24 protein-coding genes are annotated in these 23,771 nt (G+C 44.5%); 11 read left to right on the top strand and 13 right to left on the bottom strand.

The window, feature by feature from the left end:
* The first annotated feature begins 35 nt into the window (after positions 1-35).
* Positions 36-1,751: a lysophospholipid acyltransferase family protein gene (locus B3S93_RS08535; RefSeq protein ID WP_292398458.1), complete on the top strand. Its 1,716-nt coding sequence runs from the start codon at positions 36-38 to the stop codon at positions 1,749-1,751.
* Between the two features lie 2 nt (positions 1,752-1,753).
* Here the strand turns inward: B3S93_RS08535 and B3S93_RS08530 are convergent, their stop codons facing one another.
* Both B3S93_RS08530 and B3S93_RS08525 read right to left on the bottom strand, forming a co-directional pair.
* Positions 1,754-2,212: a YchJ family protein gene (locus B3S93_RS08530; RefSeq protein ID WP_292398456.1), complete on the bottom strand. Its 459-nt coding sequence runs from the start codon at positions 2,210-2,212 to the stop codon at positions 1,754-1,756.
* Complete coding sequence (locus tag B3S93_RS08525) at positions 2,212-2,991, bottom strand: SDR family oxidoreductase (RefSeq protein WP_292398453.1); 780 nt, start codon at positions 2,989-2,991, stop codon at positions 2,212-2,214. Before B3S93_RS08525 ends, B3S93_RS08530 begins: the two co-directional genes overlap by 1 nt.
* Before the next feature lie 129 nt (positions 2,992-3,120).
* On the opposite strand from B3S93_RS08525, the gene B3S93_RS08520 reads away from it, so the two are divergent.
* Positions 3,121-5,853 carry a cation-transporting P-type ATPase gene (locus tag B3S93_RS08520; protein WP_292398450.1) on the top strand — a complete coding sequence of 911 codons (2,733 nt, stop codon included), beginning with the start codon at positions 3,121-3,123 and terminating at the stop codon, positions 5,851-5,853.
* Positions 5,854-5,889: 36 nt separating this feature from the next.
* Here B3S93_RS08520 and B3S93_RS08515 read toward each other — a convergent pair whose 3' ends face one another.
* Together B3S93_RS08515 and B3S93_RS08510 are read right to left on the bottom strand one after the other, a co-directional pair.
* Positions 5,890-7,458 carry a hypothetical protein gene (locus B3S93_RS08515; protein ID WP_292398447.1) on the bottom strand — a complete coding sequence of 523 codons (1,569 nt, stop codon included), beginning with the start codon at positions 7,456-7,458 and terminating at the stop codon, positions 5,890-5,892.
* Positions 7,459-7,470: 12 nt separating this feature from the next.
* Complete coding sequence (locus B3S93_RS08510; protein WP_292357660.1) at positions 7,471-8,151, bottom strand: tellurite resistance TerB family protein; 681 nt, start codon at positions 8,149-8,151, stop codon at positions 7,471-7,473.
* 108 nt (positions 8,152-8,259) lie between these two features.
* Here B3S93_RS08510 and B3S93_RS08505 point away from each other — a divergent pair, with 108 nt between their 5' ends.
* Positions 8,260-8,784 (top strand): retropepsin-like aspartic protease family protein, encoded by a 525-nt coding sequence (locus B3S93_RS08505; RefSeq protein WP_292398445.1) that lies wholly within the window; start codon positions 8,260-8,262, stop codon positions 8,782-8,784.
* On the opposite strand, the gene B3S93_RS08500 is transcribed toward B3S93_RS08505, so the two are convergent.
* The 7 genes from B3S93_RS08500 to B3S93_RS08470 all read right to left on the bottom strand — a co-directional run bounded on the left by B3S93_RS08500 (position 8,770) and on the right by B3S93_RS08470 (position 14,824).
* Positions 8,770-9,486 (bottom strand): ElyC/SanA/YdcF family protein, encoded by a 717-nt coding sequence (locus B3S93_RS08500; RefSeq protein WP_292398442.1) that lies wholly within the window; start codon positions 9,484-9,486, stop codon positions 8,770-8,772. The two genes, B3S93_RS08505 and B3S93_RS08500, sit on opposite strands and share 15 nt — an antisense overlap.
* A 51-nt stretch (positions 9,487-9,537) precedes the next feature.
* On the bottom strand, positions 9,538-10,239 hold the full coding sequence (locus B3S93_RS08495) for a lytic transglycosylase domain-containing protein (protein WP_292357654.1): 702 nt from the start codon (positions 10,237-10,239) through the stop codon (positions 9,538-9,540).
* 5 nt (positions 10,240-10,244) lie between these two features.
* On the bottom strand, positions 10,245-10,697 hold the full coding sequence (locus tag B3S93_RS08490) for a CopD family protein (RefSeq protein WP_292357653.1): 453 nt from the start codon (positions 10,695-10,697) through the stop codon (positions 10,245-10,247).
* 11 nt (positions 10,698-10,708) lie between these two features.
* The gene (locus B3S93_RS08485) at positions 10,709-12,238 is read right to left on the bottom strand and encodes a fumarate hydratase (protein ID WP_292398440.1); all 1,530 of its coding nucleotides are present in this window, start codon (positions 12,236-12,238) and stop codon (positions 10,709-10,711) included.
* 2 nt (positions 12,239-12,240) lie between these two features.
* A complete protein-coding gene (locus tag B3S93_RS08480) occupies positions 12,241-13,956 on the bottom strand; it encodes a proline--tRNA ligase (protein ID WP_292357649.1) in 1,716 nt (571 codons plus the stop codon).
* Between the two features lie 71 nt (positions 13,957-14,027).
* A complete protein-coding gene (locus B3S93_RS08475; RefSeq protein ID WP_292357647.1) occupies positions 14,028-14,363 on the bottom strand; it encodes a phenylpyruvate tautomerase MIF-related protein in 336 nt (111 codons plus the stop codon).
* A 2-nt stretch (positions 14,364-14,365) separates the two neighbouring features.
* A complete protein-coding gene (locus B3S93_RS08470; protein ID WP_292357645.1) occupies positions 14,366-14,824 on the bottom strand; it encodes a DUF4124 domain-containing protein in 459 nt (152 codons plus the stop codon).
* A gap of 54 nt (positions 14,825-14,878) precedes the next feature.
* Between B3S93_RS08470 and B3S93_RS08465 the strand changes: the two genes are divergently transcribed.
* Both B3S93_RS08465 and B3S93_RS08460 read left to right on the top strand, forming a co-directional pair.
* Positions 14,879-15,691, top strand: coding sequence for an RluA family pseudouridine synthase (locus tag B3S93_RS08465; RefSeq protein WP_292398436.1), 813 nt, complete (start codon positions 14,879-14,881; stop codon positions 15,689-15,691).
* A 67-nt stretch (positions 15,692-15,758) separates the two neighbouring features.
* Entirely contained in the window at positions 15,759-15,959 is a 201-nt protein-coding gene (locus B3S93_RS08460; protein WP_292357641.1) for a hypothetical protein, read from the top strand.
* Here the strand turns inward: B3S93_RS08460 and B3S93_RS08455 are convergent.
* Entirely contained in the window at positions 15,956-17,275 is a 1,320-nt protein-coding gene (locus tag B3S93_RS08455; protein WP_292398433.1) for an MATE family efflux transporter, read from the bottom strand. The genes B3S93_RS08460 and B3S93_RS08455 overlap by 4 nt on opposite strands.
* A 106-nt stretch (positions 17,276-17,381) precedes the next feature.
* Between B3S93_RS08455 and B3S93_RS08450 the strand changes: the two genes are divergently transcribed.
* From B3S93_RS08450 to clpA, 6 genes are all read left to right on the top strand, one after another.
* Positions 17,382-18,191, top strand: coding sequence for a sulfite exporter TauE/SafE family protein (locus tag B3S93_RS08450; RefSeq protein WP_292398430.1), 810 nt, complete (start codon positions 17,382-17,384; stop codon positions 18,189-18,191).
* A gap of 151 nt (positions 18,192-18,342) precedes the next feature.
* A complete protein-coding gene (gene ppa, locus B3S93_RS08445) occupies positions 18,343-18,870 on the top strand; it encodes an inorganic diphosphatase (protein WP_292357635.1) in 528 nt (175 codons plus the stop codon).
* A 91-nt stretch (positions 18,871-18,961) separates the two neighbouring features.
* On the top strand, positions 18,962-19,792 hold the full coding sequence (gene serB, locus B3S93_RS08440) for a phosphoserine phosphatase SerB (protein WP_292357633.1): 831 nt from the start codon (positions 18,962-18,964) through the stop codon (positions 19,790-19,792).
* A 73-nt stretch (positions 19,793-19,865) separates the two neighbouring features.
* On the top strand, positions 19,866-20,177 hold the full coding sequence (grxD, locus tag B3S93_RS08435; RefSeq protein ID WP_014707423.1) for a Grx4 family monothiol glutaredoxin: 312 nt from the start codon (positions 19,866-19,868) through the stop codon (positions 20,175-20,177).
* Between the two features lie 8 nt (positions 20,178-20,185).
* Positions 20,186-20,512: an ATP-dependent Clp protease adapter ClpS gene (gene clpS / locus B3S93_RS08430; protein ID WP_292357631.1), complete on the top strand. Its 327-nt coding sequence runs from the start codon at positions 20,186-20,188 to the stop codon at positions 20,510-20,512.
* 32 nt (positions 20,513-20,544) lie between these two features.
* A complete protein-coding gene (clpA, locus tag B3S93_RS08425) occupies positions 20,545-22,794 on the top strand; it encodes an ATP-dependent Clp protease ATP-binding subunit ClpA (protein WP_292357629.1) in 2,250 nt (749 codons plus the stop codon).
* A gap of 366 nt (positions 22,795-23,160) precedes the next feature.
* On the opposite strand, the gene cobO is transcribed toward clpA, so the two are convergent.
* Positions 23,161-23,769: a cob(I)yrinic acid a,c-diamide adenosyltransferase gene (gene cobO / locus B3S93_RS08420; protein ID WP_292357627.1), complete on the bottom strand. Its 609-nt coding sequence runs from the start codon at positions 23,767-23,769 to the stop codon at positions 23,161-23,163.
* Positions 23,770-23,771 lie beyond the last annotated feature (2 nt).

Genomic DNA, 23,771 nt, shown 5'->3' with positions numbered 1-23,771 from the left:
TAGACTTTGCAGCATGAAGTTACCAGAGAAACCTTATGCTCAATATTGAACAAGCTGTTCAACAAAAATTCCCCAATTTTCAAAATCAAAAACCTTGGGTCAGAATTCCGACGTTAGGCTTTCTCCGAAAAATCACTCATGAACAGGAAGTTAATCGTTTCCTGGAACAGCATAAGCAGCTTGAAGGCTTTGATTTCATTGATGAGGTCCTGGATTACTTCAACTTCAGCTATAGCATTACGCATCGTCATCGTAACAATATTCCGGCTACAGGTCGTGTTGTCATTGTCGCCAATCATCCATTAGGTGCGTTAGATGGGCTATGTTTATTAAAACTGGTGGGTGAAGTCAGGCGTGATGTGAAAATTGTTGCCAATGACATGCTGTTGAATTTTTCAGCATTAAGTTCGTTGTTTCTGCCGGTAGATAATCTCTCCAAATCTACCCGTAAAAGTAGTATTGCCAGGATTGTTGAGTGTCTGAACAATGATGAGGCTGTGATTGTGTTTCCGGCTGGAGAAGTTTCACGTATACGACCCGGTGGTGTTCGTGATGGTAAATGGAACAGTGGGTTTTTAAATTTTGCCAAAAAAACGCAATCGCCCATTTTGCCGATATATGTTGAAGCCAGAAACTCTTCGCTGTTTTATAGCGCCTCGATGGTTTATAAACCATTGTCAGGCATGATGCTGGCGCATGAAATGTTCAATAAAAACTCCAAAACTATCTCGATGCGGGTAGGGGAGTCTATTGCTTATCAACAGGTTGAACAATTGCCGTTGATAAAGGCCGAAAAAGCCAAGTTATTAAGGCGCCACTTATATCGACTGGCCAAAGGTAAAAAACCGCTGTTTGTCACTGAGCAGACGATTGCCCATCCGCAGGAACGTCGGGCAATCAAAAAAGAATTGCAGCAGGCTGAATTATTGGGTGAAACGGCCGACAATAAAAAAATATATCTGTTTGACTATCAATCAAATTCAGCTGTTATGCAGGAGATTGGTCGTTTACGGGAAATCACTTTCAGACAGGTTGGCGAGGGAACAGGTAAAAGACGTGATTTAGATCATTATGATCGTGATTACCGGCACTTAATTCTCTGGGATGAGCAGGAACTGGAGATAGCCGGTGCTTATCGAATTGGCGAAGTCGCTCGTATTATGAATGCAGGTCGTGATATCTATACCAGTGAATTGTTTCAGTTTACTGCGGCAATGCAGCAATATTTCCCGGTAAGTATTGAATTGGGTCGCAGCTTTGTCAGCCCCAAATACTGGGGTAAGCGCAGCCTGGATTATTTATGGTATGGCATCGGTGCCTACCTAAAACGTTATCCAGAAGTACGGTATCTATTTGGTCCTGTCAGTTTGAGTAATACCTATCCTGATTTTGCCAAGGCGTTGATTGTCAGTTTTTATCAAAAGCATTTTGCCGATGCAGAAAATCTGGCGAAGGGCAGAGTCCCCTATATATTTGATAATGAAATCAAGCAAAGGGTTAATTCAACGTTAGTGAATCATGATGCTGACAATGACTTTACGGCGGTACGCGAGCAACTGGCGCATATGAATGTAACGGTGCCGACACTCTATAAACAATACGCCGATATTTGTGAGCCAAGTGGTGTGCGGTTTATCGATTTTAATATTGATGCCAATTTTGGTAACTGTATCGATGGACTGGTGATGGTTGATCTGCAGCAATTAAAACCAGCTAAACGCAAACGTTATTTAGATGAAAAAAATACCTAACATCACCCGTGGCAGCGTTTAAGTTTTTTTCCACTGCCACAAATGCATTTATCATTCCGGCCAAGTTTGATGGGAGGCAGAAATTCACCATCAAGATAAAACCATAGGCCATCCTGTCGACAAAACCGTGATCTTTCATGTAATTGCCCCATCGGATTATCCAGATAAAAGGCAATAAATTCGACCTCAGCTTCATCGCCGTCTTGTGAATGTTCGATAATAGTTAAACCCAGCCATTGTGTTGTTTGCATCGTTTGCTGCAAGCTGTTTGTGTCGTCTGGCTGTCTTTGAGATGGATGCAAGGTAGTCTGCAAATAATTGCTCTGTTTCATTACAAACGCACTATAACGCGAACGCATTAACTGTTCAGCCGTGACTGCAGTCTGTTTACCCTGATGTAATAAACCACAACAATCTTGATACGTTTTCCCACTAAGGCAAGGACAGTCTTGGTCACTCATTAAAATACAATCTTCATTAAGTCAGGATGTTGAAAGGTATAGTTAAGTTTTGTTTTAATTTTTTGATTACTGATTATTTTGTATTTAACTTCTGTTTCAGTGTCAAACTCGGGAGCGGGTAGCCCCATCAACTTTCTCGCATAACTATAAAATTCACGTTTGCTGGGATGGGTGTCAGCACAACCGTTAAAGGTTTCTCCCCAGGCTTGCTGTTGCAAAATGGCATCAATAATACCGAGGCAATCATCAAGGTGAATCAGATTCACCGGAGCATCTGCTTGAGGCACACGACGACCATTTCGGAAAAACCTGCCTGGATGACGGCGTTTATCAATCAAACCACTGAAACGTAAGATGGTTGTTTGGAAATGATTGCTGGATTGAAACTGCTGTTCTATTTTCCACAAGATGCTGTCGTGGTCTTCAGCATGTTCATCCTCATTCACTTCACGATTGAGACTTTGATAAACCGAGGTGGAACTGATAAACAATATCTTTTGAATCGGTGATTTCTCGATTTGCTGAATAAGATTGGTAAAACCAGTTTGATTTTTAGAGGTAATATTTATAATCAGAATTTCGCTATGCAAAAATTCTTGGATATCGGATATCTGGTCAATATCAACATAAAATGCGCTGGCACCAGCTGTAGAAATTTCAGAGAATCTTTCACGATGACGAGTCGATGTTTTTACATGAAAGCCTTGTTTATATAGTTGAGTTGCCAGTGGTAAGCCCAGCCAGCCGCTCCCTAAAATACTGATAGTGTTAATGCTCATTTCCTTCTAGACAAAGACATAATTTGTCTATTGTGCAGCTTGATGTAGATCAAAACAAACCACTTCGTTACATAGGCCTAACCTATAAACACGTTATGCTAAGGTTATGATCGTTACCAGGAGTTACTGATGAAACAGAATATGCAGACTCAACCATTCGAACAATCCTGGCATCACCTTAGTTCAGAGGAAAGTTTGTCACTACTCGAGAGTGACAAGCATGGATTGGATTCCGAAACTGTTGAACAACGTTTGCAGCAATTTGGTGAAAATCATTTGCCTCGGGTTAAAGGGCGTTCAGCAATAGCCAGGTTATTTGCTCAGCTGCACAATTTGATCATTTATGTGTTGTTAGCTGCAGCGTTGCTTACCGCTTTGCTGGGGCATTGGATAGATTTCTGGGTAATTCTTGCGGTTGTCATATTAAACACGCTAATTGGCTTTATTCAGGAGGGAAAAGCCGAAAAAGCGCTTGATGCTATTAAAGATATGCTGGCGCCTCATGCAACAGTAATCCGTAGTGGGCATCGTCTGCAGATTGAAGCCGATCAGTTGGTTCCCGGTGATGTAGTGGTGTTGGAACCCGGTGATAAAGTGCCAGCAGATTTACGTGTTTTCAGCGCAAAAGGCTTACAAATTCAGGAAGCGGTATTAACCGGCGAATCGGTTGCTGTTGAAAAACACAGTGAGCCGGTAGCGGCAGATGCTGTGTTAGGTGATCGATTGTGTATGGCGTATTCCGGCACCTTGGTCACATCCGGTCAGGGACATGGCGTTGTGGTTGCGACCGGAGCACATACCGAGATTGGCCGAATCAGTGGCATGATTTCCGATATCGAAAATCTCACTACCCCGTTACTACAGCAAATTTCAGTGTTCTCTCGCTGGCTGACCCTGGTCATTATGGTGATTGCCGGATTGGTATTCAGCTATGGTTACTGGTTGAATCAGACCCCGCCTATTGAGATGTTTATGATTGTGGTTGGTGTGGCCGTAGCGGGTATTCCTGAAGGTTTACCGGCTATTCTGACCATCACGCTGGCGATTGGTGTGCAACGCATGGCCAGTCGCAATGCCATTATTCGACGGCTTCCAGCAGTAGAAACTCTGGGCGCGGTATCCATTATCTGCTCTGATAAAACCGGTACCTTAACCCGCAATGAAATGACGGTTTCCACTGTGATGAGCTCGGTAAATAACTATAGCGTCAGTGGTGTGGGTTATTCTCCAGCGGGTGAGTTTACTATTGATGATCAGGCCATTGAAACCGAACAGCACGAAATTTTAACGTTGCTTTTACGCTGTGCCGCTATTTGCAATGATTCGGCATTAAAGCGACGTGGTGATGATTGGCTGGCCGAAGGCGATCCGATGGAAGCAGCGATGCTTAGCGCCGCATTAAAGGCAGATTTTACACTGGAGGAGCTGAAACAATTTTACCCAAGACGTGATGTTATCCCGTTTGATACCGCACATCGTTTTATGGCCACCCTGCATCATGATCACCAAGGCCATGACTTTATTGCTGTAAAAGGTGCACCGGAAAAACTCATCGAGCTTTGCCAATTTCAACGAACAGAACTAGGAGATGTGGAAGTTGATCAGACTTATTGGCATGCACAGATTGAAAAAATTGCAGCAGAAGGCCAGCGAGTGCTGGCCGTGGCCACTAAAACGGTGGAGCAACATACAGGGGAATTGCAGTTTAAAGATTTAGACCAGGGATTGGTGTTACTGGGCTTGATCGGGCTGATTGACCCACCCCGTGAAGAGGCCATTACTGCTGTCAGTGATTGTCATAAAGCCGGTATTCAGGTCAAAATGATTACCGGTGATCATGCCGCAACAGCCAGTGCGATTGCAGCAAAACTGGGTTTGCATCATACGAAAACAGTGTTGACCGGGCACGATCTCACACAACTCAGTGACGCAGAGTTGCAACATGCTGTTCACCAAACTGATGTTTTTGCCCGTACAGCACCGGAGCATAAATTAAGGCTGGTCAGAGCTTTACAGGCCAATGGTCATGTTGTTGCGATGACGGGGGATGGGGTAAATGATGCCCCGGCATTGAAACGAGCAGATGTAGGGATAGCAATGGGACAAGGGGGGACTGAGGCAGCCAAGGAAGCGGCAGAAATGGTGTTAGCCGATGATAACTTTGCTTCGATTGCCAAAGCTGTTAGAGAAGGACGTACGGTATATGACAACTTGAAAAAAGCCATCTTATTTTTACTGCCCATCAATGGAGGTGAATCATTAAGTATTATTGCGGCAGTAATGGCGGGCATGACCTTACCGATCACTCCTTTACAGATATTGTGGATCAATATGGTCAGCTCAATTGCTTTGGCGTTATCTCTGGCATTTGAACCGGGTGAAGAGAATGCCATGAAGTGTAAACCAAGACAACGAGATGAAAAAATGCTCTCCGGGTTTCTGGTCTGGCGTATCAGCTTTGTGTCATTACTGTTTGTTATTGGGGTTTATGGCATGTTTTTATGGACCCAGTCTCAGGGGGCTTCAATTGAACAATCCCGGACATATGCCGTGAATACTCTGGTGGTGATGGAAGTATTTTATCTGTTCAATGTGCGTTGTTTAAACAGTGCATCCTGGTCAATCAAACGGTGGTTCACCTCATCTATAGTGTTTATTTCAATCGGAATGGTCATTTTATTGCAGCTGATTTTTACCTACGCGCCATTTATGAACACATTATTTGAATCAACTCCAATTGGATTACGCCATGGTACCGAGATCATTGCGGTGGGTATTGTTATGTATTTGATTTTAGAGCTGGAAAAATGGCTGCGTCGATTTATGAGCAACCATCATAAAGTTGAAGAAACAGTTAGTTAAAGAGAAAATTTGATTGCTCTCAATTGCCCAACGGTTTTATTTTCGTCGGGAAAAGTGTTTTATCAAACGGCGAAGCACCAAAACGATAAAACCGCTTAAACCAAATAAAATCAGTGCTATTGGCCAGGGAATAGCGTGTGGTTTTGGATTAACTGGTGGTTGCTTGTGAAAAGAAGCTGGAATATTACGTTCAGCTAACTCGATAGTAACCCACTCATCCCTATCGGCCGGTGCCGTTTCCACATATTCGCTAAAACTGTAAACCGGTGCATCACCATAGATCCGACTAGATGGTATTTGTGGTATTCGGACAAACCAGATGGCCTCAATAGAATCAGCAAGAATTTTTTCGTAGCTAGAAAGCGATCGTGTTGCTTGACCGGTTGTTAAACGTAGTAAATCTTCCCCAATAGCATCAAATGCTACGGCTGGTAACAGGCGAGTGGTTTCGGTCGTCAGATAATCATAAATCTGTCTGGCTGCATTCAGATCCATTTCAATAATAGCCGTATAAAAATAGGCACCAATCGCCTGAACATAGCCATTTATGCCACGTGTGGGGATATTCCAATTTAATGCACGCAAGCTATCGATGCTGATGCCGGTACAGTTTGCGTCTGCGTGGTTATAAATGAAATTACCCCGATAGAAATAATTCATTACCTGATTAATAGATTGTTGAAATTCTGCTGCTGGCTGATGATTTTTAAGCGTAGCTACCAGCATGTAGGACGGCCGATAATAATTTTGTCCGGCATTGAGGTCTGCCAGATAGTTGTCCATTGGAGTGACGGCAGCAATAATGCCTTTTTCACTGATGGTTTCCAGATTGTAAAAATTATTGACCAGCCAGTCAGCGTAACTGCCATTATCACCGAACTGGCCGGTCACTACTGCAAAATGCCCCGCCAGAGCTTCATGATCATCTCCCTGAGCACCATTAAGCATCAAGCCTAAAACCGGTTTACCAGCAGCCTCCATGGCAGAGCCGAGCGTTCGCTCCCATAACAGACGACTTTGATGTGGTTGTTGTACGCCGCCATCATCAGCCTGAACCAGAGCTTGCAAATCTTCATCTTCGCTGAGTGGCAATAACTGATAATTGTTAATGGCAAAATCCAGCGGCCAGACGGTGCGCGCAATAAATGCATTCCCCGTCATTTTGCCGCGTAAACGAATATCGCGTTGTTTAAAAAACTCAGTGGTATTTTTATTCCAGAATGATTGATTTTGTGGAATTTTAGCTATTGTTTCAAAATTGACTTGTGTGCCGTCATCCAGAATAAGTGATTTACCTGATTTATTGAGCCTGGCTGACTCAATTACTGTAGGGGAAGCAATCCATATGGGGATATTGTCATTAATTTCAGCTTGTTTTTCCAGCCATTTGGGTAAGCTGACTGATGCAGAAGATGGCGTTGGTAGGGAAGCAATAATCTCCTCCTCAAAATACCATTTAGCCTGATCTGATAGATGGCAGTTTGTACAACTTCCACTGGTCAGTGGAGGTTGTACCATTTCTGCTGAAACAGGATCAAAAAATGGCGTTGACTGGGCAAAACTTGTGCCCAGCAACACAATGAACAGGGAGGGTAGAAATGACATGCGGCAAGCATATCATGTGACAGCGTTGTTTTTAGCCTGGTGGATTTCGGCTTTTAAAGCCTCATCAAGTTTAAGCTGACGTGCTAGCTCATCCAGATACACTTTTTCCATAAAGCTATCTTCATCAATCATAATCAAACTGGCCAGATACATTTCAGCGGCCATTTCCTGTGTAGATGCTAATTTGGCAATTTCAGCAGGATTAACCGGTTTTTTTAACTCAGAATCTATCCAATGTTTTAGCTCAGAATCATCTGTGATTTGCGCAACTTGCTGATCAATTAACAAACGTTCCTCATCATTAATATGCCCATCAGCTTTGGCGGCACCAATCATGGCTTGTAATATTGCCTGGCTATGCAGTTCAGCTTCTGGAGCGGGTAAGCGGTCTAAGGTTTGTGGCATGGCTTGAGGTGCGGTTTGTTGATTGTTTTGCTGCCAGCTCTGATAAGCTTTAAATGCAACGGCACCCAATGCCGCCACACCGCCATATTTCAGAACACTGCCACCCATTTTGCGAGCTTTTTTATTCCCGAGCAGAAGACCTACCGCTGTTCCCGCCAAAGCGCCCCCACCAGCCCCCGTTAAAAACTGACCAATTTTATTGTCACTGGTATTGGAACTAGTATTTTGCTTGTCGAGAAACTGCTGACCAGATTGCAGAAGTTTATCCATCAGACTGCGTGTGTTCATTTGCTAATATCTCCAGGTTTGGATGTAATTCAAGTGGCTTGCCCGCATAATGTGATTCTCTGACCGCGGTTATATTAAATTGGTTTTACCTTAACTGAATTAACTTAAATGAAAATGAATCCAGCACATCAAAAAGGCTCGTCAAAAGCATTTACCATTATTTTCTGGTTGTTATTAATGGGGTCTCTGACCTTATTTTTTAATGGCTTTATTGAACAGAAATATAATCCTAACCGCCATCTGATGGAGATGGAGGCAGGTCTGGGGACAGATGTGGTGTTATTGCGAAATCAAGCAGGACACTATGTTGCTCCAGGATTTATCAATGGGCATGAAGTGACCTTTTTGCTGGATACCGGTGCAACCAATATCAGCGTGCCGGCAGGAATTGCCAGAGAGGCGGGTCTGAAGCAGGGCCGACAGGCGATGGTCAATACGGCAAATGGCGTGGTTCCTGTGTATTCTACCGAATTAGATACCGTGCAGCTGGGCGCAATCAAATTACAGCATATTCAGGCACATATTAACCCTCATATGTCAGACGATATTGTGTTGCTTGGTATGAGTTTTATGAAGCATCTCGAGATGACGCAGCGTGATGGTACGTTGACGCTCAGTTTACCTGGAATCTGATGTCTGGCCACTTTTTTCAACAGCCCATTTTTCATAATGTGAACCTGGCTCACCCGGTTGAAAACAACACGTCACCCAAAAATTACCTATCAATTCAGTTATCACTGATTTTGCACCATCACTGGTCTGCCACCATTTATTGAGTGCAAAACCTTGTGGCGCCGCCGCATATATACCTATTTCGACATTGGGGAATGCCTCACGATATAAACTGCGAGTTCTTCTGGCATGTACATCACTGGTATGGACGTTTAACCCTTTTAAATCAGTCTCTTTCAACGCCAGCCAGTCTCGCACCATTACCGCACTGAGATAGGTACGTTCCTGTGCGGATTCCGGCGCAGGAATCATAATCAGTTTTTCAGCATCCAGACCATGCTGCACCATAAATGCACCCGCCTGTTCAGCATAGGAAGCATGGGCCGGGCTTAAGAAACGGACATTCGGGCCGCCTGTGGTGATCATATATTGATACTGTTCAGCATTAAATATCGCCAGGGCTGCCAGCAAACTGTCTTCATCCTGCCAGCCTTCCACTACCAGATATGTTCGATCCGCGACTGGATCGGTAGGGGCGAGGATAACGGCCAGTTGTCTTAATAGAAGCAAACTACAAAGGGTTAGCAGTAATAAAATTATTAAGCCACCCCAAATTGTTGGAAACCACAACTGGCGTTTTCTAAATAAGCTGAATTTAGACAAAAAGCTATCCCTGATAATAAAACAATTAAGGTTAAGTCAGAATGGCCTGGCTCAGCCTTCCTGTCCATAACGCTGATGCAAGATGCCAACGCGCTCAACATATACTTCTGTCTCGGCATAGGGGGGGATGCCCTTGTAACGTTTGACCGCGCCTGGACCGGCATTGTATGCGGCCGTTGCGAGTTTGATATTCCCATCGAAAGTGTGTAACAAACCGGCCAGATATTTCACGCCACCTTCAATATTCTGTTGCACATCAAATGCATTGGTGACCCCCAGATCTTTAGCAGTACCAGGCATCAGTTGCATCAAACCTTGTGCACCTTTTTTAGATAAAGCTTTGGCATTAAAAGCCGATTCGGCATGAATAACGGCACGGACCAGAGCGGCATCAATTTTATATTTTTTGGCCATGGTTCTGACCGTGTCAGCATAATCGTCGGTATTCAGACTGATGGTATGCCAATTTATCTTTGAAGTGGGATTACAGGCATAACATTCATAAGCCAGAACCTCAAAGTCACCGTTTAACGGTTTCTTATCAGAAAAACTGAAACTTTCCCCATCATTGGAAAGTGATTTATAAATGATGGTTTTATTGCTGTGAATAGATGTGGGCTTACGAACATCGATATCAGCATTACTAAATTCCACCACACCGTCACTGTTTCGGACCTGTTTAATATCATTTGCCAGCACTTCTCCCGTCAATACGAGTGAAAGCAGTGAAATATAAAAAGGTTTAAGCGTCATGGATACTAAAAATAACGGCCAGCTGAGCCAATGACAATAACTATTAAGCCAAGAATGAGATTTGCTCGTACAAATTTGCGAATTTTATCCAGTTCATTAGCCGAGGCGATCCAGTCATGTTCTGCTACAGCCCATTTGAGTTTGCGGTAAGGGTTAAAAAATACATGCATAAACAATAGCATCATGAAAATTCCCAGTAGCAACATGATATGCACATGAATACCGACGGCTCCCATACCGCCCAGCATAAACAGCATGCCGAAGCCGGTAATCAATATCGTGATCACTGACGCCCATACCCATGGAAAAAATCGTTTAAAAACACTTGCCCAAAGCGGAAAGCGCTGTTCGGGTTCAAGTAAGGTCCCAGCAACGGGGCGTAAAAACATAAAAGCGAAAAATAATCCGCCCACCCAGATAACCGAAGCCAGTAAATGTAAACTTATTGTAATGCCCATAATAATTCTCTCTAAGTTGTTATCGTTTTAATGGGAATACCAGCAATTTTCTGCCGCCATTCCTGAGGACCCGTTTGATGTACCGAGCTTCCGCGACTATCAACTGCTACAGTGACGGGCATATTTTCTACATAGAATTCACGAATTGCTTCCATGCCTAATTCTTCAAAAGCTATCAAGCGTGAAGATTTAATTGCTTTTGATACCAGATAAGCAGCGCCACCCACCGCGATCAAATAGGTCGATTGATACTTTTTGATTAAATCGACGGTTTGTTCACCGCGTTCGGCCTTGCCTATCATGCCTAACAGACCTGTTTTCGCCAGCATGGTTTCAGTAAATTTATCCATCCGGGTTGCCGTGGTGGGACCTGCTGGACCGACAATTTCATTTTTAACCGGATCCACCGGACCGACGTAGTATATAAAGCGATTATGAAAATCCAGCCCTTCGGGTAACGGCTTACCACTATCCAGCAAATCAGCAATCTTTTTATGCGCTGCATCCCGGCCGGTTAAAAAATGACCGGTGAGTAATAAGGTATCACCAGGTTGCCATTGTTTAATCTCATCATGCGTTATTGTGTCGAGATTGATATGCCGGGTGTTTTCCGCAGCCTGCCAAGTGATTTCTGGCCAGTCAGTTAAAGAGGGCGGGGTGAATGTTGCCGGACCAGAACCATCCAACGTGAAATGCACGTGACGGGTGGCGGCACAATTAGGAATCATGGCAACGGGAAGCGAAGCCGCATGGGTCGGATAATCCTTGATCTTGATATCCAACACCGTCGTTAGACCGCCTAAACCTTGAGCACCAATTCCCAGTTGATTCACTTTTTCGTATAACTCAACCCGCAACTTTTCAGTGGCCGTTTGTGGGCCACGTTCCAGCAAATCCTGAATATCAATATCTTCCATCAGGCTTTGTTTAGCCATCAGCATGGCTTTTTCTGCCGTTCCGCCAATGCCAATACCCAGCATGCCAGGCGGACACCAACCCGCACCCATTTTGGGAACAGTTTCCAGTACCCAATCCAACAGACTATCGCTAGGATTCAAAATGGTGAATTTGGCTTTGTTTTCGCTACCACCACCTTTGGCGGCAATATCAATTTCTATCTTGTTGCCGGGCACCAGTTCGGTGTAAATCACTGCTGGTGTGTTATCACCAGTATTTTTGCGGCTGCCAATCGGATCAGCGACGATAGAAGCACGTAATACATTATCCGGATGTTGATAAGCCTGACGTACGCCCTCATTAACCATATCTTCCAGGCTTTGCTGGGTCTGCCATTGCACTTGCATACCGACTTTGAGAAATATATTAACAATGCCGGTATCCTGACAAATCGGCCGGTTGTTTTCAGCACACATCCGTGAGTTGACCAGAATCTGTGCTATTGCATCTTTCGCCGCCGGCGATTGTTCACGCTCATAGGCTTTGCTCATCGCCTGAATAAAATCCTGAGGATGATAATTGGCAATAAACTGCAACGCATCAGCAATGCTTTGCACAAAGTCCTGTTGGCGAATTACTGTCATGTTTATGCTGTTGCCAACTTTTGTTGAATTGCTTCAAGCACACGCTCCAAAGCGAATTCATCCGCTTCACCTGACGCACGATGTTTATATTCAATCACACCGTTATCCATACCACGTTCGCCCAAAATCAAGCGATGGGGTATGCCGATAAGCTCCATATCTGCAAAAGCGACACCCGGACGCAAACCACGATCATCAAGTAATACATCGACACCAGCAGCAAGCAACTGCTGATAGATCTTCTCAGCTTCATCACGAACACGTTGTGATTTATGTGCATTGACGGGCACTAATACCACTTCAAATGGTGCGATCGCTTGTGGCCAGATAATGCCATTCTCATCATTGTTTTGTTCAATAGTGGCTGCAACGACACGAGACACACCAATGCCGTAACAACCCATAGTGATGACCTGAGATTGTCCGGTTTCGGTTAACACCACGGCATTGAGTTTGCTGCTGTAGTTTTCACCGAGCTGGAAAATATGACCTACTTCAATACCTCGGGCAATTTCCAACGTGCCTTGGCCATCAGGGCTAGGATCACCTGCTACTACATTACGTAAGTCTGCTGTTTCTGGTTCTGGACAATCGCGGCCCCAGTTCACTCCGGTCAGATGTTTTTCATCTTCATTGGCACCACAGATAAAATCTGCAATGTTTGCCGCGGCATGATCAACAACCATTGGAATGTTCAGGCCGACCGGACCGATAGAACCGATATTGGCGCCGGTGGCTTCATGCACCTGTTCAGGCGTTACGAACGTTAAAGGAGCAGCAATTAACGGATGTTTTTCCGCTTTGATTTCATTGAGTTCATGATCGCCACGCAGTACCAAAGCGACAACGCTGTTTTTCTCAGCGCCTTCTACCAGCAATGTTTTCAGACATTGCGAAGCAGTTACTTTTAAAAAGTTGCTGACATCCTCAATGGTATGTTTGTGGGGAGTTTCAACGGTTTGCATGGCGGCAGATGCTGCAGGACGCTCACCTGCTGGTTTGACTGCTTCAGCCAATTCAACATTGGCAGCGTAATCACTGCTATTGCTAAAGGCAATCGCATCTTCACCTGAACTGGCCAGTACATGGAATTCATGTGAGGCATTACCGCCGATACTACCGGTATCTGCCAGTACTGCACGGAAATTCAATCCGATACGCTGGAAAATGCGTGTGTAAGTTGCATACATTTCATCATAGGTTTGCTGCAAAGATGCTTGATCCACATGGAAGGAATACGCATCTTTCATTAGAAACTCACGAGCTCGCATCAAACCAAAACGTGGACGGATTTCATCACGGAATTTGGTTTGAATCTGATAAAAATTAACCGGTAATTGTTTGTAACTGCGAATTTCCTGACGCACCAGATCAGTAATGACCTCTTCGTGAGTTGGGCCATAACAGAATTCACGTTGATGACGATCAGTTATACGCAATAGTTCAGGACCATACTTTTCCCAGCGCTGGCTTTCCTGCCACAATTCAGCTGGTTGCACGGAAGGCATTAATACCTCCTGGGCTCCGGCTTTATTCATTTCCTCACGCACAATTGCTTCGGTTTTACGCAGTACCCGCAAACCCATCGGCATCCAGGTATACAGACCGGATGCCAGACGGCGGATAAGGCCTGCCCGCAACATTAACTGATGGCTGACGATTTCAGCGTCTGCAGGTGTTTCTTTTAAAGTGGAAATGAGAAGCTTCGAAGTACGCATGGAAAAGGTGATTCCTGATTATTGAATTAAAAAACTGCGCTGACACACCGTATCAGCGCAGTTGAATTTTGTTAGAAAGTACTGTGATCCCAGCCCCAGTTTTGTCGTTCGGAGTCGGTCATACTGATGTAAACACGGCTGCCACTGACGCCAATCTGCTCCTCAATCATCGAACATAAAGCATCAGATAACGCTTTGCGGTCGCTGGGCAGGCCAAGCGAACGATAATCCAGAATAGCGGTAGGCTCAGTACTGCCGCCAAAAGACATTGCAGTTTTGGATTCAACAGCCACCATCACATAACTTTCCGGTTTACCAGAAGCCTGCGCTACGGTTTTACTGGCAACTTTAAGTAAGGCTGTTTCATCAGTAATAGGCTGATTGGTCACAATATTTAAATAAGGCATGGTTACTTCTCCTGTTTACAGAATTGGTTAACTTGCTGTTTAAGCGTGCTTATTTTCTGTTGTCTTTCTTCTTCAGTTGGGCGGGTCACATTGCCCTCTGAGTCCATCACGCGCCGACCGGGATTGTCCTGGTACTGCTGTAAATTATATTTGGCAATTCGACAGTTTTCCGCTAAAGCTTCAGCAGCCTGTTCTTCCTGTTGTTGATTTTGTTGTTGCTCCTCACGGGCTTCATCGCTTGCTTTCTGTTGTTCAATCAGCAACTCGATTTCTTTTTTTGCCGCTTCCGGATTCATCGACGGTGGAGGGGGGGTATCCATTTTTTCATAGGGTTTATCGACAGGCGGGGTTTGTGAGTAGATAACTTCACCATCATCATCAACCCACTTGTAAGCATCCGCCTGAACCGTCATGGCAAGGACTAAAGCAAGACAGCAACAGCTTAATTGCGGTATAAACATCACGGATACCTATAAAATAAATCATTATTCTACGCCAAAGCGCTATTTCATAAAATGTCTGATAATACTGTTCGTTTTGAATTAAAAATTCCGGTGGAAAAAGGCTCCGTAAATGCCATCGATCTGTTAGCTGACCACTGTGAACTTTCCCGTCAGCAAATCAAGCAGGCGATGAGCAAGGGAGCTGTCTGGTTGCAAAAAGGTAAACGCACCCAACGTTTGCGTCGAGCGACAAAAAACTTGAATTCTGGCGAGCTGTTACAGCTTTATTACGATAAGAGTTTATTGGATCAAACCCCTGTACCCCCAAAGTTATTACATGATTTTGGGGCTTACAGTGTCTGGTTTAAACCCGCCGGTATGTTGGCACAAGGCACCGAGTGGGGCGATCATTGCAGTTTACTGCGAGTATCCGAGCTGGCCTTTGCTAAACCGAGACAGAGTTTTCTGGTGCAACGGCTGGATCGGGAAGCTTTTGGATTGATGATTATTGCCCATCAGCAAAAAGCGGCGGCTCAGTTATCTACCTTGTTTCAACAACGAAAGATTGAAAAGCACTATGAGATCGAAGTGGATGGTGACGTTGAATGGCAAAAACTGACCGTTAATTCCCCTTTGGATGGCAAGCATGCTGTCAGCCATTTTGCTAAGTGTACTTATGATGCTGATAAAAACCGAACAGTGTTAGCTGTCTCAATTGAAACGGGACGTATGCACCAAATTCGCCGTCATTGCGCATCGATTGGCCATCCCGTCTCTGGTGATAGCCGTTACGGGAAAAAGACTGCAGATGGTTTGCAGTTGAAAGCCAGCCGTTTAGTTTTTGATTGTCCTATTACTCATAAAAAACAAATATTTAGCTGCTGAATACGTTGACATTAGTTTTTTTACGGCGTAATGATCTGCTATCAAAATTCTATGGAAGGGGCCTTTCATGAGTCGGACTGAGCAACAATATGTTTTAGATCCTGAATATGGTCAGTTTTATGGTGATGATGATCGCCGCCGATATCAACGACGTCAGCTGCAAACGCGACGGGAACAGATCCGTTTTGATTTGAGTCATGTGTTACGTCGTTCGGGACGTGATCGCCGATTAGTACCCGGAAATCAACAGACCAGAAAAAATCATTAATTCGGATCCGCCAGACGCATGATCCCGCCTATGTAGAGACTTTGGGAAAGGCCTCTTGCTGCCAGGAAAATGAGCAAGGCAGCCCATAATCCGTGATTGCCAAATGGCTGTAGTAGGTAAAATGCTGGCAGATAGCAACAGAATGCTGAAAACAACATGGTGTTTCGCATTTCCCGGCTGCGTGTTGCTCCAACAAAAAGTCCATCCAGCAAATATGACCATACCGCAATCAGCGGCGCAATAATCACCCAGATAAGATGCATACCAGCATAGTCAATCACCGCCTCTATACCGGTTAATAATCGGATAATCCATTCCCCAAACAACAGATATGTCAGCGAAAACAAAGCCGCCATTAATACTGACCAGAATGCAGTCAAGCTAAGTGCTTTTCTTAACATGGAGGGGGATTTACGCCCTATGGCCTTGCCGGTTAATGCCTCGGTTGCATTGGCAAATCCATCCAGTACAAATGCCATCAGAGTAATAAAGTTCAACAGCACACTATTGGCAGCCAATACTGTATCGCCTTGTCGGGCGCCCTGGGTGGTAAACAGAGCAAAGCAGGAGATGAGCAAAAAGGTTCTGATCATCACATTGCCATGAACAGTTAAGCCATGCCGGCTTTGTTGCAGCACTTTCTTACTGAGTGATAAATGAATACCGCTTTTATTTAGCCCGTAATGATTAAGTAATACCAGTCCCACTATCAAACCGGTGTATTCAGCGATAACAGATGCCAGCGCAACGCCATCAACATCCATTCCCAGGCCCATGACAAATAAGCCATCCAGCAGAATATTGGTAATATTGATTACCAGCACCATCAGCAAAGCTGCTTTTGACGCTTCACGACCAATCAGCCAGCCCAGTATGGCGTAATTTATAAGTGTCGCTGGTGCGCTCCAGATCCTGATATCAAAGTAGATGGCGGCAAATTGTTCGACTTCACCACTACTGTCTACCAGATGCAAAGCCACATCACGTATCGGCATCTGCAGCAGCAATAATATCAAGGCAATTATCAATGCCAACCAGATGGATTGCATTAATACAGCCTGCATTTTTGCGGTACTATTTTCACCATAAGCTTGTGATGTCAGGCCAGTGGTGGCCATTCTGAGAAAGCCAAACCCCCAGAAGACAAAGGTAAAAATCATGCTGCCGATCGCTACGGCGCCGAGATAATGCGCTGCACTGAGATGGCCAACCATCGCTGTATCGACCATCCCCAGCAGTGGGGTAGAGATGTTGGCGATAATCATCGGTCCGGCGATTCGCCATACCTGACGGTGCGTTACTATGTGTTCTGTCAAATTAACTATCCATCAATATATGCCCGTCATGTCTCGGGTACCCTGGATTCAAAAGTCGATACAGCTTGGAAAACAATGATTTTAACGAATAAAAACAGCATACCCTATGGATGTGAAGCTGATGTGGATTGAATGGTTAAGTTATGCCGCAGCAGGAATAGTGGCCGGTACGCTTGCCGGGCTGTTTGGTATCGGCGGGGGACTGGTCATTGTACCGGTGTTGGTATGGCTTTTCAGCAAACAAGGGCTGCCGGATCAATATCTGATTCATATGGCGGTTGCCACTTCACTGATGACCATTGTTGTAACATCAATGTCTTCTATCTTTGCGCATTGGCGACTGGGAAATATTTCGATGCTGGCGGTCACCCGTTTGGTTCCAGCATTACTTTTTGGGAGTTTTGGTGGAGCTCTGCTGGCCAGTTTAATCAGCGGTGATATGCTGCAGATATTTTTTGCTACCTTTGCTTTGTTAATGGCATTGCGGATTTGGCTACCTAATGCCAGTACAACGTCTCCTGCATTGTTAAACCGATTGCCTTCGAGTTTGTATGGTTTGTTTAGTGGTGCACTTTCGGCGCTAGTCGGTATCGGTGGAGGAACATTGATTGTCCCTTATCTGCTGATGGCTCGTCTTAACATTCAACAGGCGATTGGATCTGCTGCATGCTGTGGTTTGCCAATTGCCATTGCAGGAGTGATTGGCTTCATTGTGTTTGCTCCAAGTGAAATAAATCAGCAATCTGCCTGGCAAACAGGTTTCGTACATTGGCAGGCATTTCTCGGCATTATCCTGACCAGTGTGATTTTTGCCCAGTTTGGTGCCAGACTGGCAAAGCGGTTACCTGCACATTGGTTGCGCCGTCTGTTTTCGCTGTTACTGATTTGTGTCGCCGCCTATTTTTTCAGTCGATAACGTCTGGGCTTGTTGATCGTTCATCTCACAACAGAGGCGGAGATGAAAGATCAATAAAGCCCTAAAGAGATGTCGGCTTTGATGCTTGGACAGTTTCTTTTATAATTGGCGGGTTTCTTTTACCCCTATTTTTTATTGGAGCAATCGCTTTATGAATCTTGACCGAGTCGGCCCAGGCAGCAATCTGCCTGAAGATATCAACGTTATTATCGAAATTCCTGCAAATGCCAATCCGGTTAAATATGAAGTTGATAAAGCGACTGGCGCGCTGTTTGTTGATCGTTTTATGAATACCGCTATGTTCTATCCGGCAAATTATGGTTACGTGCCGAATACGTTGTCTGATGATGGTGACCCGGTAGATGTATTGGTGGTGACGCCATTTCCATTAATTAACGGATGCGTGGTGGCATGCCGTCCAGTCGGTATGCTGAAAATGACAGACGAAAAAGGCGAAGATGCCAAAGTCGTTGCGGTCCCTCATGACAAAATGTATGACCATGTTAAAGATATCAATGACGTGCCGGAATTTTTGCTCAATCAGATCGCACATTTCTTTGAACATTACAAAGATTTGGAAAAGAACAAATGGGTTAAAATCGAAGGCTGGGCAGGAATTGATGCGGCCAAACAGGAAATTGTGGACAGCGTTTCACGTTACCAAAATGAAGCGAAATAATTATCATTGAATTGATAACTAAATCTGTTTTTGCACACGGCGAACTGATGTATGTCAGTTCGCCGTTTGTCATTTTAAGACTGGAAACATCATGACACAGATAATTGTTCAGGGACCTCAACTCACTCGGGAACTGGCCGATGAAATTGCTGAAAAACTAACGGGGCAATGCCAATGGCGAGACAGTTTTGCATTGATTGAAAATACCCAGCATGCAGATTTGTCGATGTTACGACAACAGTATGCTGTCGATATTAATGTCCTTCCTGCTGAGTTTGAAACAGATAATTGCCGTTTGATAGTAATGGACATGGATTCGACCTTAATCACCATTGAATGTATCGATGAAATTGCGGACTTCATGGATCTTAAACCGCAGGTGGCAGCGATTACGGAGGCTGCAATGCGTGGTGAGATAGATTTTGAAACATCACTTAAACAACGGGTAGCGCTATTAAAAGGACTGCCCGTCGATATGCTGGATCGTGTTTATAACGAACGTCTTATGCTCAATCCTGGTGCAGAGTTGATGTTAAAAACGGTGCAGCAGGCTGGAATAAAAACCGCACTGGTTTCGGGCGGATTTACTTTTTTCACCGATAAACTGAAAAAGCGTCTCAATCTCGATTTTACCCAGGCCAATGTACTGGAACATGAAAAGGGTTATCTCACAGGTAAAGTAACCGGTGATATTTGCGGTGCTCAGGCCAAAGCCGATTTTTTAATTAAATGTTGCGCCGAACTGAATATTGAAAAACACCAGGCAGTGGCAATTGGTGATGGTGCAAATGATCTGTTGATGATGGCTGAAGCGGGTATGAGCGTGGCTTATCATGCCAAACCCAAAGTGCAGCAAGCTGCCGATACAGCTTTGAATCACTGTGGTCTTGATGGTGTGTTGGGACTATTGCAACGACCTTAATCAAAGGCGTAATCTTGAATTAACAGCAGGTGCCCCCATCTGCTACAACTAACCAAATAAAGAGGTAACAACAATGGATATTATGGAGCGTATTAAGCAGGCGATTGAATCAAACCCGGTAATTCTGTTTATGAAGGGTACGCCTGAGTTTCCACAATGTGGATTTTCCAGTCGCTCATCACAGGCGCTGACTGCCTGTGGCTCAGAATTTGCTTATGTGAATGTATTGGCTGATCCTGAAGTTCGCGAAAATCTTCACCGTTATGCTGACTGGCCAACCTTTCCTCAGCTGTATATCAATGGTGAATTAATTGGTGGATGTGACATTATTATGGAACTGTACGAAAACGGTGAGCTCAAACAGATGGTTGAAGCAGCGAGTTGATTTTTGCGATGGCAGATAAACATGATCAAGATTGGCAGACCGAGCATGATTTTGCGGTTGCGCCGTCTAAACCTGATTTAAAACAACCACCCAAATATCGGGTGATCATGATGAACGATGATTACACGCCGATGGACTTTGTGGTGGAGGTTTTGGAAACCTTGTTTGATATGGGGCGTGAACGTGCCACACGAACCATGTTACAAGTGCACACTGAAGGACAGGCTTTATGCGGTATCTTTACATTTGAGATCGCTGAGGCCAAAGTGGAACAAGTGAACAGTTATGCCCAAAGACATGGGCATCCTTTACAGTGCACCATGGAACAGGAATGAGATGGCTGCAACGACAATAGGCGGATAGCAATATGCTGAGTAAAGAACTTGAACACACGCTGAGTCAGGCATTCAATTATGCTCGACAAAGATCCCATGAATTTCTGACGGTTGAACATTTATTATTAGCCTTACTGGAAAATGGACAAGCACTGGCGGTGCTCAAAGCCTGCGAGGTGGATATCAATGCCTTGCGTCAGGATCTGACCGATTTTCTTGCAGATAATCTGCCTACATTGGCCGAAGACAGCGATCGCGAAACTCAGCCAACGCTGGCTTTCCAACGCATTCTGCAACGTGCAGTGATGCATGTGCAATCTTCTGGTGGTGAAGAGGTAACCGGTGCTAACGTACTGGTTTCAATTTTCTCTGAACAGCAATCTCAAGCGGTTTATTTACTGCAGAAGCAAGATGTCAGTCGACTGGATGTGGTCAACGCTATCAGTCACGGCAGCATCGAAAATCTGGCAGAAGAAACCAAAAGCGAAAAGATTGAAGTTGAAGACGGGAATTCCGAAAGTAAAAGTCCATTGGCGTTATATGCCACTAATCTGAATGCCGAAGCCAAACTGGGTCGGATTGATCCATTAATCGGCCGTGCCAATGAGATTGAGCGGACATTGCAGGTGCTATGCCGTCGCCGTAAAAATAATCCTCTGTTTGTCGGTGAAGCCGGTGTTGGTAAAACTGCGCTGGCGGAAGGTCTTGCCAAACGTATTGTTGATGGTGATGTACCCGAAGTGCTGGAGCAGGCAGTGGTTTATTCATTGGATATGGGCGCTCTGGTTGCTGGTACCAAATACCGTGGTGATTTTGAAAAACGTCTGAAAGGATTGTTGCGCGAAATCAAACAACAGGATCATGCGATTCTGTTTATTGACGAAATCCATACCATGATTGGTGCGGGGAGTGCAGGAAACAGTGCGATGGATGCTGCCAATTTGCTTAAACCGTTATTGGCCAATGGCGAATTGAAATGTATCGGCTCAACAACCTATCAGGAATATCGCAGTATTTTTGAACATGATCGTGCTTTGGCACGGCGTTTTCAGAAAATTGATGTGCCTGAACCATCCGTTGCAGAAACCATTGAAATTTTAAAAGGTTTAAAGCCTGGCCTGGAATCACACCACAATGTGCGTTACTCCAATGCTGCAATTGAGCAGGCAGCAGAACTGGCCGCCCGTCATATCAACGACCGTTATCTGCCGGATAAAGCGATTGACGTATTGGATGAAGTTGGTGCTGCCCAACGTATTCTGCCAAAGTCAAAACGCAAAAAAATGATTGGAATCCAGGATGTCCAGCAGATCGTTGCCAAGATTGCTCGTATTCCTGCCAAGACAGTCAGTAATGCAGATAAAGATAATCTACGTAATCTTGAACCGAACCTTAAACACGTTATTTTCGGTCAGGACGATGCGATTTCTGCATTAAGCTCGGCAATTAAAATGGCACGTTCCGGTTTGGGACATCCCGAGAAACCCACTGGTGCTTTCCTGTTTGCAGGGCCAACCGGTGTAGGTAAAACAGAAGTTACTCGTCAGTTGGCGCATATCCTTGGGGTAGAACTGATCCGCTTTGATATGTCCGAGTATATGGAACCTCATACAGTTTCCCGTCTGATTGGTGCTCCTCCAGGTTATGTAGGGTTTGATCAAGGTGGGTTATTAACCGATGCAGTCATTAAACAACCACATGCTGTGTTGTTGTTGGATGAGATTGAAAAAGCTCATCCCGATGTCTTTAACCTGCTATTGCAAGTGATGGATCATGGGACACTAACGGATAATAATGGCCGTAAAGCGGATTTCCGCCATATTGTATTAGTAATGACCAGTAATGCCGGTGCACAGGAAATGGGCCGCAGCTCGATTGGCTTTACCAAACAAGAGCATCATATGGATGGTACGGAAGCATTGAAACGTGCATTCTCACCTGAATTCCGTAATCGTCTGGACGGTATTATTCAATTCCAGCCGCTTACTAAAGAAGCGATTCTACGTGTTGCTGATAAAGCGGTGCTTGAATTGGAAATGCTATTGCAGGATAAAAACGTGACCATCGAAATTGATAATGATGCGCGTGAATGGTTGGCAGAGCATGGTTACGATGTACAAATGGGTGCCAGACCAATGGCGCGACTGGTACAGGAAAAAATCAAGCGTCCGTTGGCCGATGAATTGTTATTTGGCAAACTCAGCGATGGTGGCCATGTAAGAGTTATCCTGAAAAATGATGAACTGTTTCTGGATATCGTCAAAGAAACAGAATCTGTGTAACCCTAAACGACAAACCCGGTAGTTATTAACTTAACTACCGGGTTTTTTTATGTCTGTTATATTCCAGAATCCCAGCTTATCGGGACTTATATAACGGTAAGTTATTCACCTGTTTCACAAAATCTTCACATCTTTATATAACAGATGTCGCTAACTCACTGATTATCATAGAGGTGATCTTAAGTTGTTGAATGTAAACATATATTTTAGTTTGAGCATTTTTTGACCATTTTGTGCAGAGTGCTTAAATATGAACAGCTTAGAGACTAACTCCAAAGTTAAACACAGACTTATCCACAGAAAATGTGAGTAACTTTACCGTTTGATGACACAGCAAAAAACAAGCCAAAAACCTCAAAAAATTCTTTAGAGCTCTATGCCTTTTTGAGCACGGATACCATCACGAAATGCATGTTTGACATCCTCAATCCGGCTGACGGTATCAGCCGCTTCAATGATGCTGTCCGGTGCTCCGCGGCCAGTAATAATCACGTGTTGCATTGCCGGGCGGGCAGCTAAATCAGCTATTACTTTATCTGCATCGAGATATTTCATTTTTAAGACAATATTCAGTTCATCCAGCAGAACCACGTTGATACTGTCATCCTGTAACATCGTTTTAACAATATCCCAGCCTGCTTCTGCGGAAGCTTTATCCTGCTCCAGGTTTTGCGTATCCCAGGTAAAACCATCGCCAACCACGTGATAACTCACCTGCTCAGGAAATCGACGATAAAAAGCTTCTTCGCCAGTACTCATCGCCCCCTTAATAAATTGCACGATACCGACTTTCATATCATGGCCCAATGCTCTGGCAATCATGCCAAAACCTGATGAACTTTTACCTTTGCCGTTGCCAGTTATGCACAGCAATAAACCTTTATCCTTAGTGGCTTTTTGGATCTTCTGATCAACCACTTCCTTGTGACGTTGCATGCGATCTTTATGGCGTTGGCTTTTCTCAGAATCAGTCATAA

It is taken from the genome of Methylophaga sp. UBA3613 (assembly GCF_002375415.1).
Classification (GTDB): domain Bacteria; phylum Pseudomonadota; class Gammaproteobacteria; order Nitrosococcales; family Methylophagaceae; genus Methylophaga.
Note: the sequence above shows the minus strand (reverse complement) of the source record. Positions and strands in the feature narration are given on the sequence as shown.

Bases quoted from the DNA above. Each gene is read 5' to 3' on its own strand.
- B3S93_RS08535 (WP_292398458.1), top strand. From the start codon at position 36: ATGCTCAATATTGAACAAGCTGTTCAACAAAAATTCCCCAATTTTCAA.
- B3S93_RS08530 (WP_292398456.1), bottom strand. From the start codon at position 2,212: ATGAGTGACCAAGACTGTCCTTGCCTTAGTGGGAAAACGTATCAAGAT.
- B3S93_RS08525 (WP_292398453.1), bottom strand. From the start codon at position 2,991: ATGAGCATTAACACTATCAGTATTTTAGGGAGCGGCTGGCTGGGCTTA.
- B3S93_RS08520 (WP_292398450.1), top strand. From the start codon at position 3,121: ATGAAACAGAATATGCAGACTCAACCATTCGAACAATCCTGGCATCAC.
- B3S93_RS08515 (WP_292398447.1), bottom strand. From the start codon at position 7,458: ATGTCATTTCTACCCTCCCTGTTCATTGTGTTGCTGGGCACAAGTTTT.
- B3S93_RS08510 (WP_292357660.1), bottom strand. From the start codon at position 8,151: ATGAACACACGCAGTCTGATGGATAAACTTCTGCAATCTGGTCAGCAG.
- B3S93_RS08505 (WP_292398445.1), top strand. From the start codon at position 8,260: ATGAAAATGAATCCAGCACATCAAAAAGGCTCGTCAAAAGCATTTACC.
- B3S93_RS08495 (WP_292357654.1), bottom strand. From the start codon at position 10,239: ATGACGCTTAAACCTTTTTATATTTCACTGCTTTCACTCGTATTGACG.
- B3S93_RS08490 (WP_292357653.1), bottom strand. From the start codon at position 10,697: ATGGGCATTACAATAAGTTTACATTTACTGGCTTCGGTTATCTGGGTG.
- B3S93_RS08485 (WP_292398440.1), bottom strand. From the start codon at position 12,238: ATGACAGTAATTCGCCAACAGGACTTTGTGCAAAGCATTGCTGATGCG.
- B3S93_RS08480 (WP_292357649.1), bottom strand. From the start codon at position 13,956: ATGCGTACTTCGAAGCTTCTCATTTCCACTTTAAAAGAAACACCTGCA.
- B3S93_RS08475 (WP_292357647.1), bottom strand. From the start codon at position 14,363: ATGCCTTATTTAAATATTGTGACCAATCAGCCTATTACTGATGAAACA.
- B3S93_RS08470 (WP_292357645.1), bottom strand. From the start codon at position 14,824: ATGTTTATACCGCAATTAAGCTGTTGCTGTCTTGCTTTAGTCCTTGCC.
- B3S93_RS08465 (WP_292398436.1), top strand. From the start codon at position 14,879: ATGTCTGATAATACTGTTCGTTTTGAATTAAAAATTCCGGTGGAAAAA.
- B3S93_RS08460 (WP_292357641.1), top strand. From the start codon at position 15,759: ATGAGTCGGACTGAGCAACAATATGTTTTAGATCCTGAATATGGTCAG.
- B3S93_RS08450 (WP_292398430.1), top strand. From the start codon at position 17,382: ATGGATGTGAAGCTGATGTGGATTGAATGGTTAAGTTATGCCGCAGCA.
- ppa (WP_292357635.1), top strand. From the start codon at position 18,343: ATGAATCTTGACCGAGTCGGCCCAGGCAGCAATCTGCCTGAAGATATC.
- serB (WP_292357633.1), top strand. From the start codon at position 18,962: ATGACACAGATAATTGTTCAGGGACCTCAACTCACTCGGGAACTGGCC.
- grxD (WP_014707423.1), top strand. From the start codon at position 19,866: ATGGATATTATGGAGCGTATTAAGCAGGCGATTGAATCAAACCCGGTA.
- clpS (WP_292357631.1), top strand. From the start codon at position 20,186: ATGGCAGATAAACATGATCAAGATTGGCAGACCGAGCATGATTTTGCG.
- clpA (WP_292357629.1), top strand. From the start codon at position 20,545: ATGCTGAGTAAAGAACTTGAACACACGCTGAGTCAGGCATTCAATTAT.
- cobO (WP_292357627.1), bottom strand. From the start codon at position 23,769: ATGACTGATTCTGAGAAAAGCCAACGCCATAAAGATCGCATGCAACGT.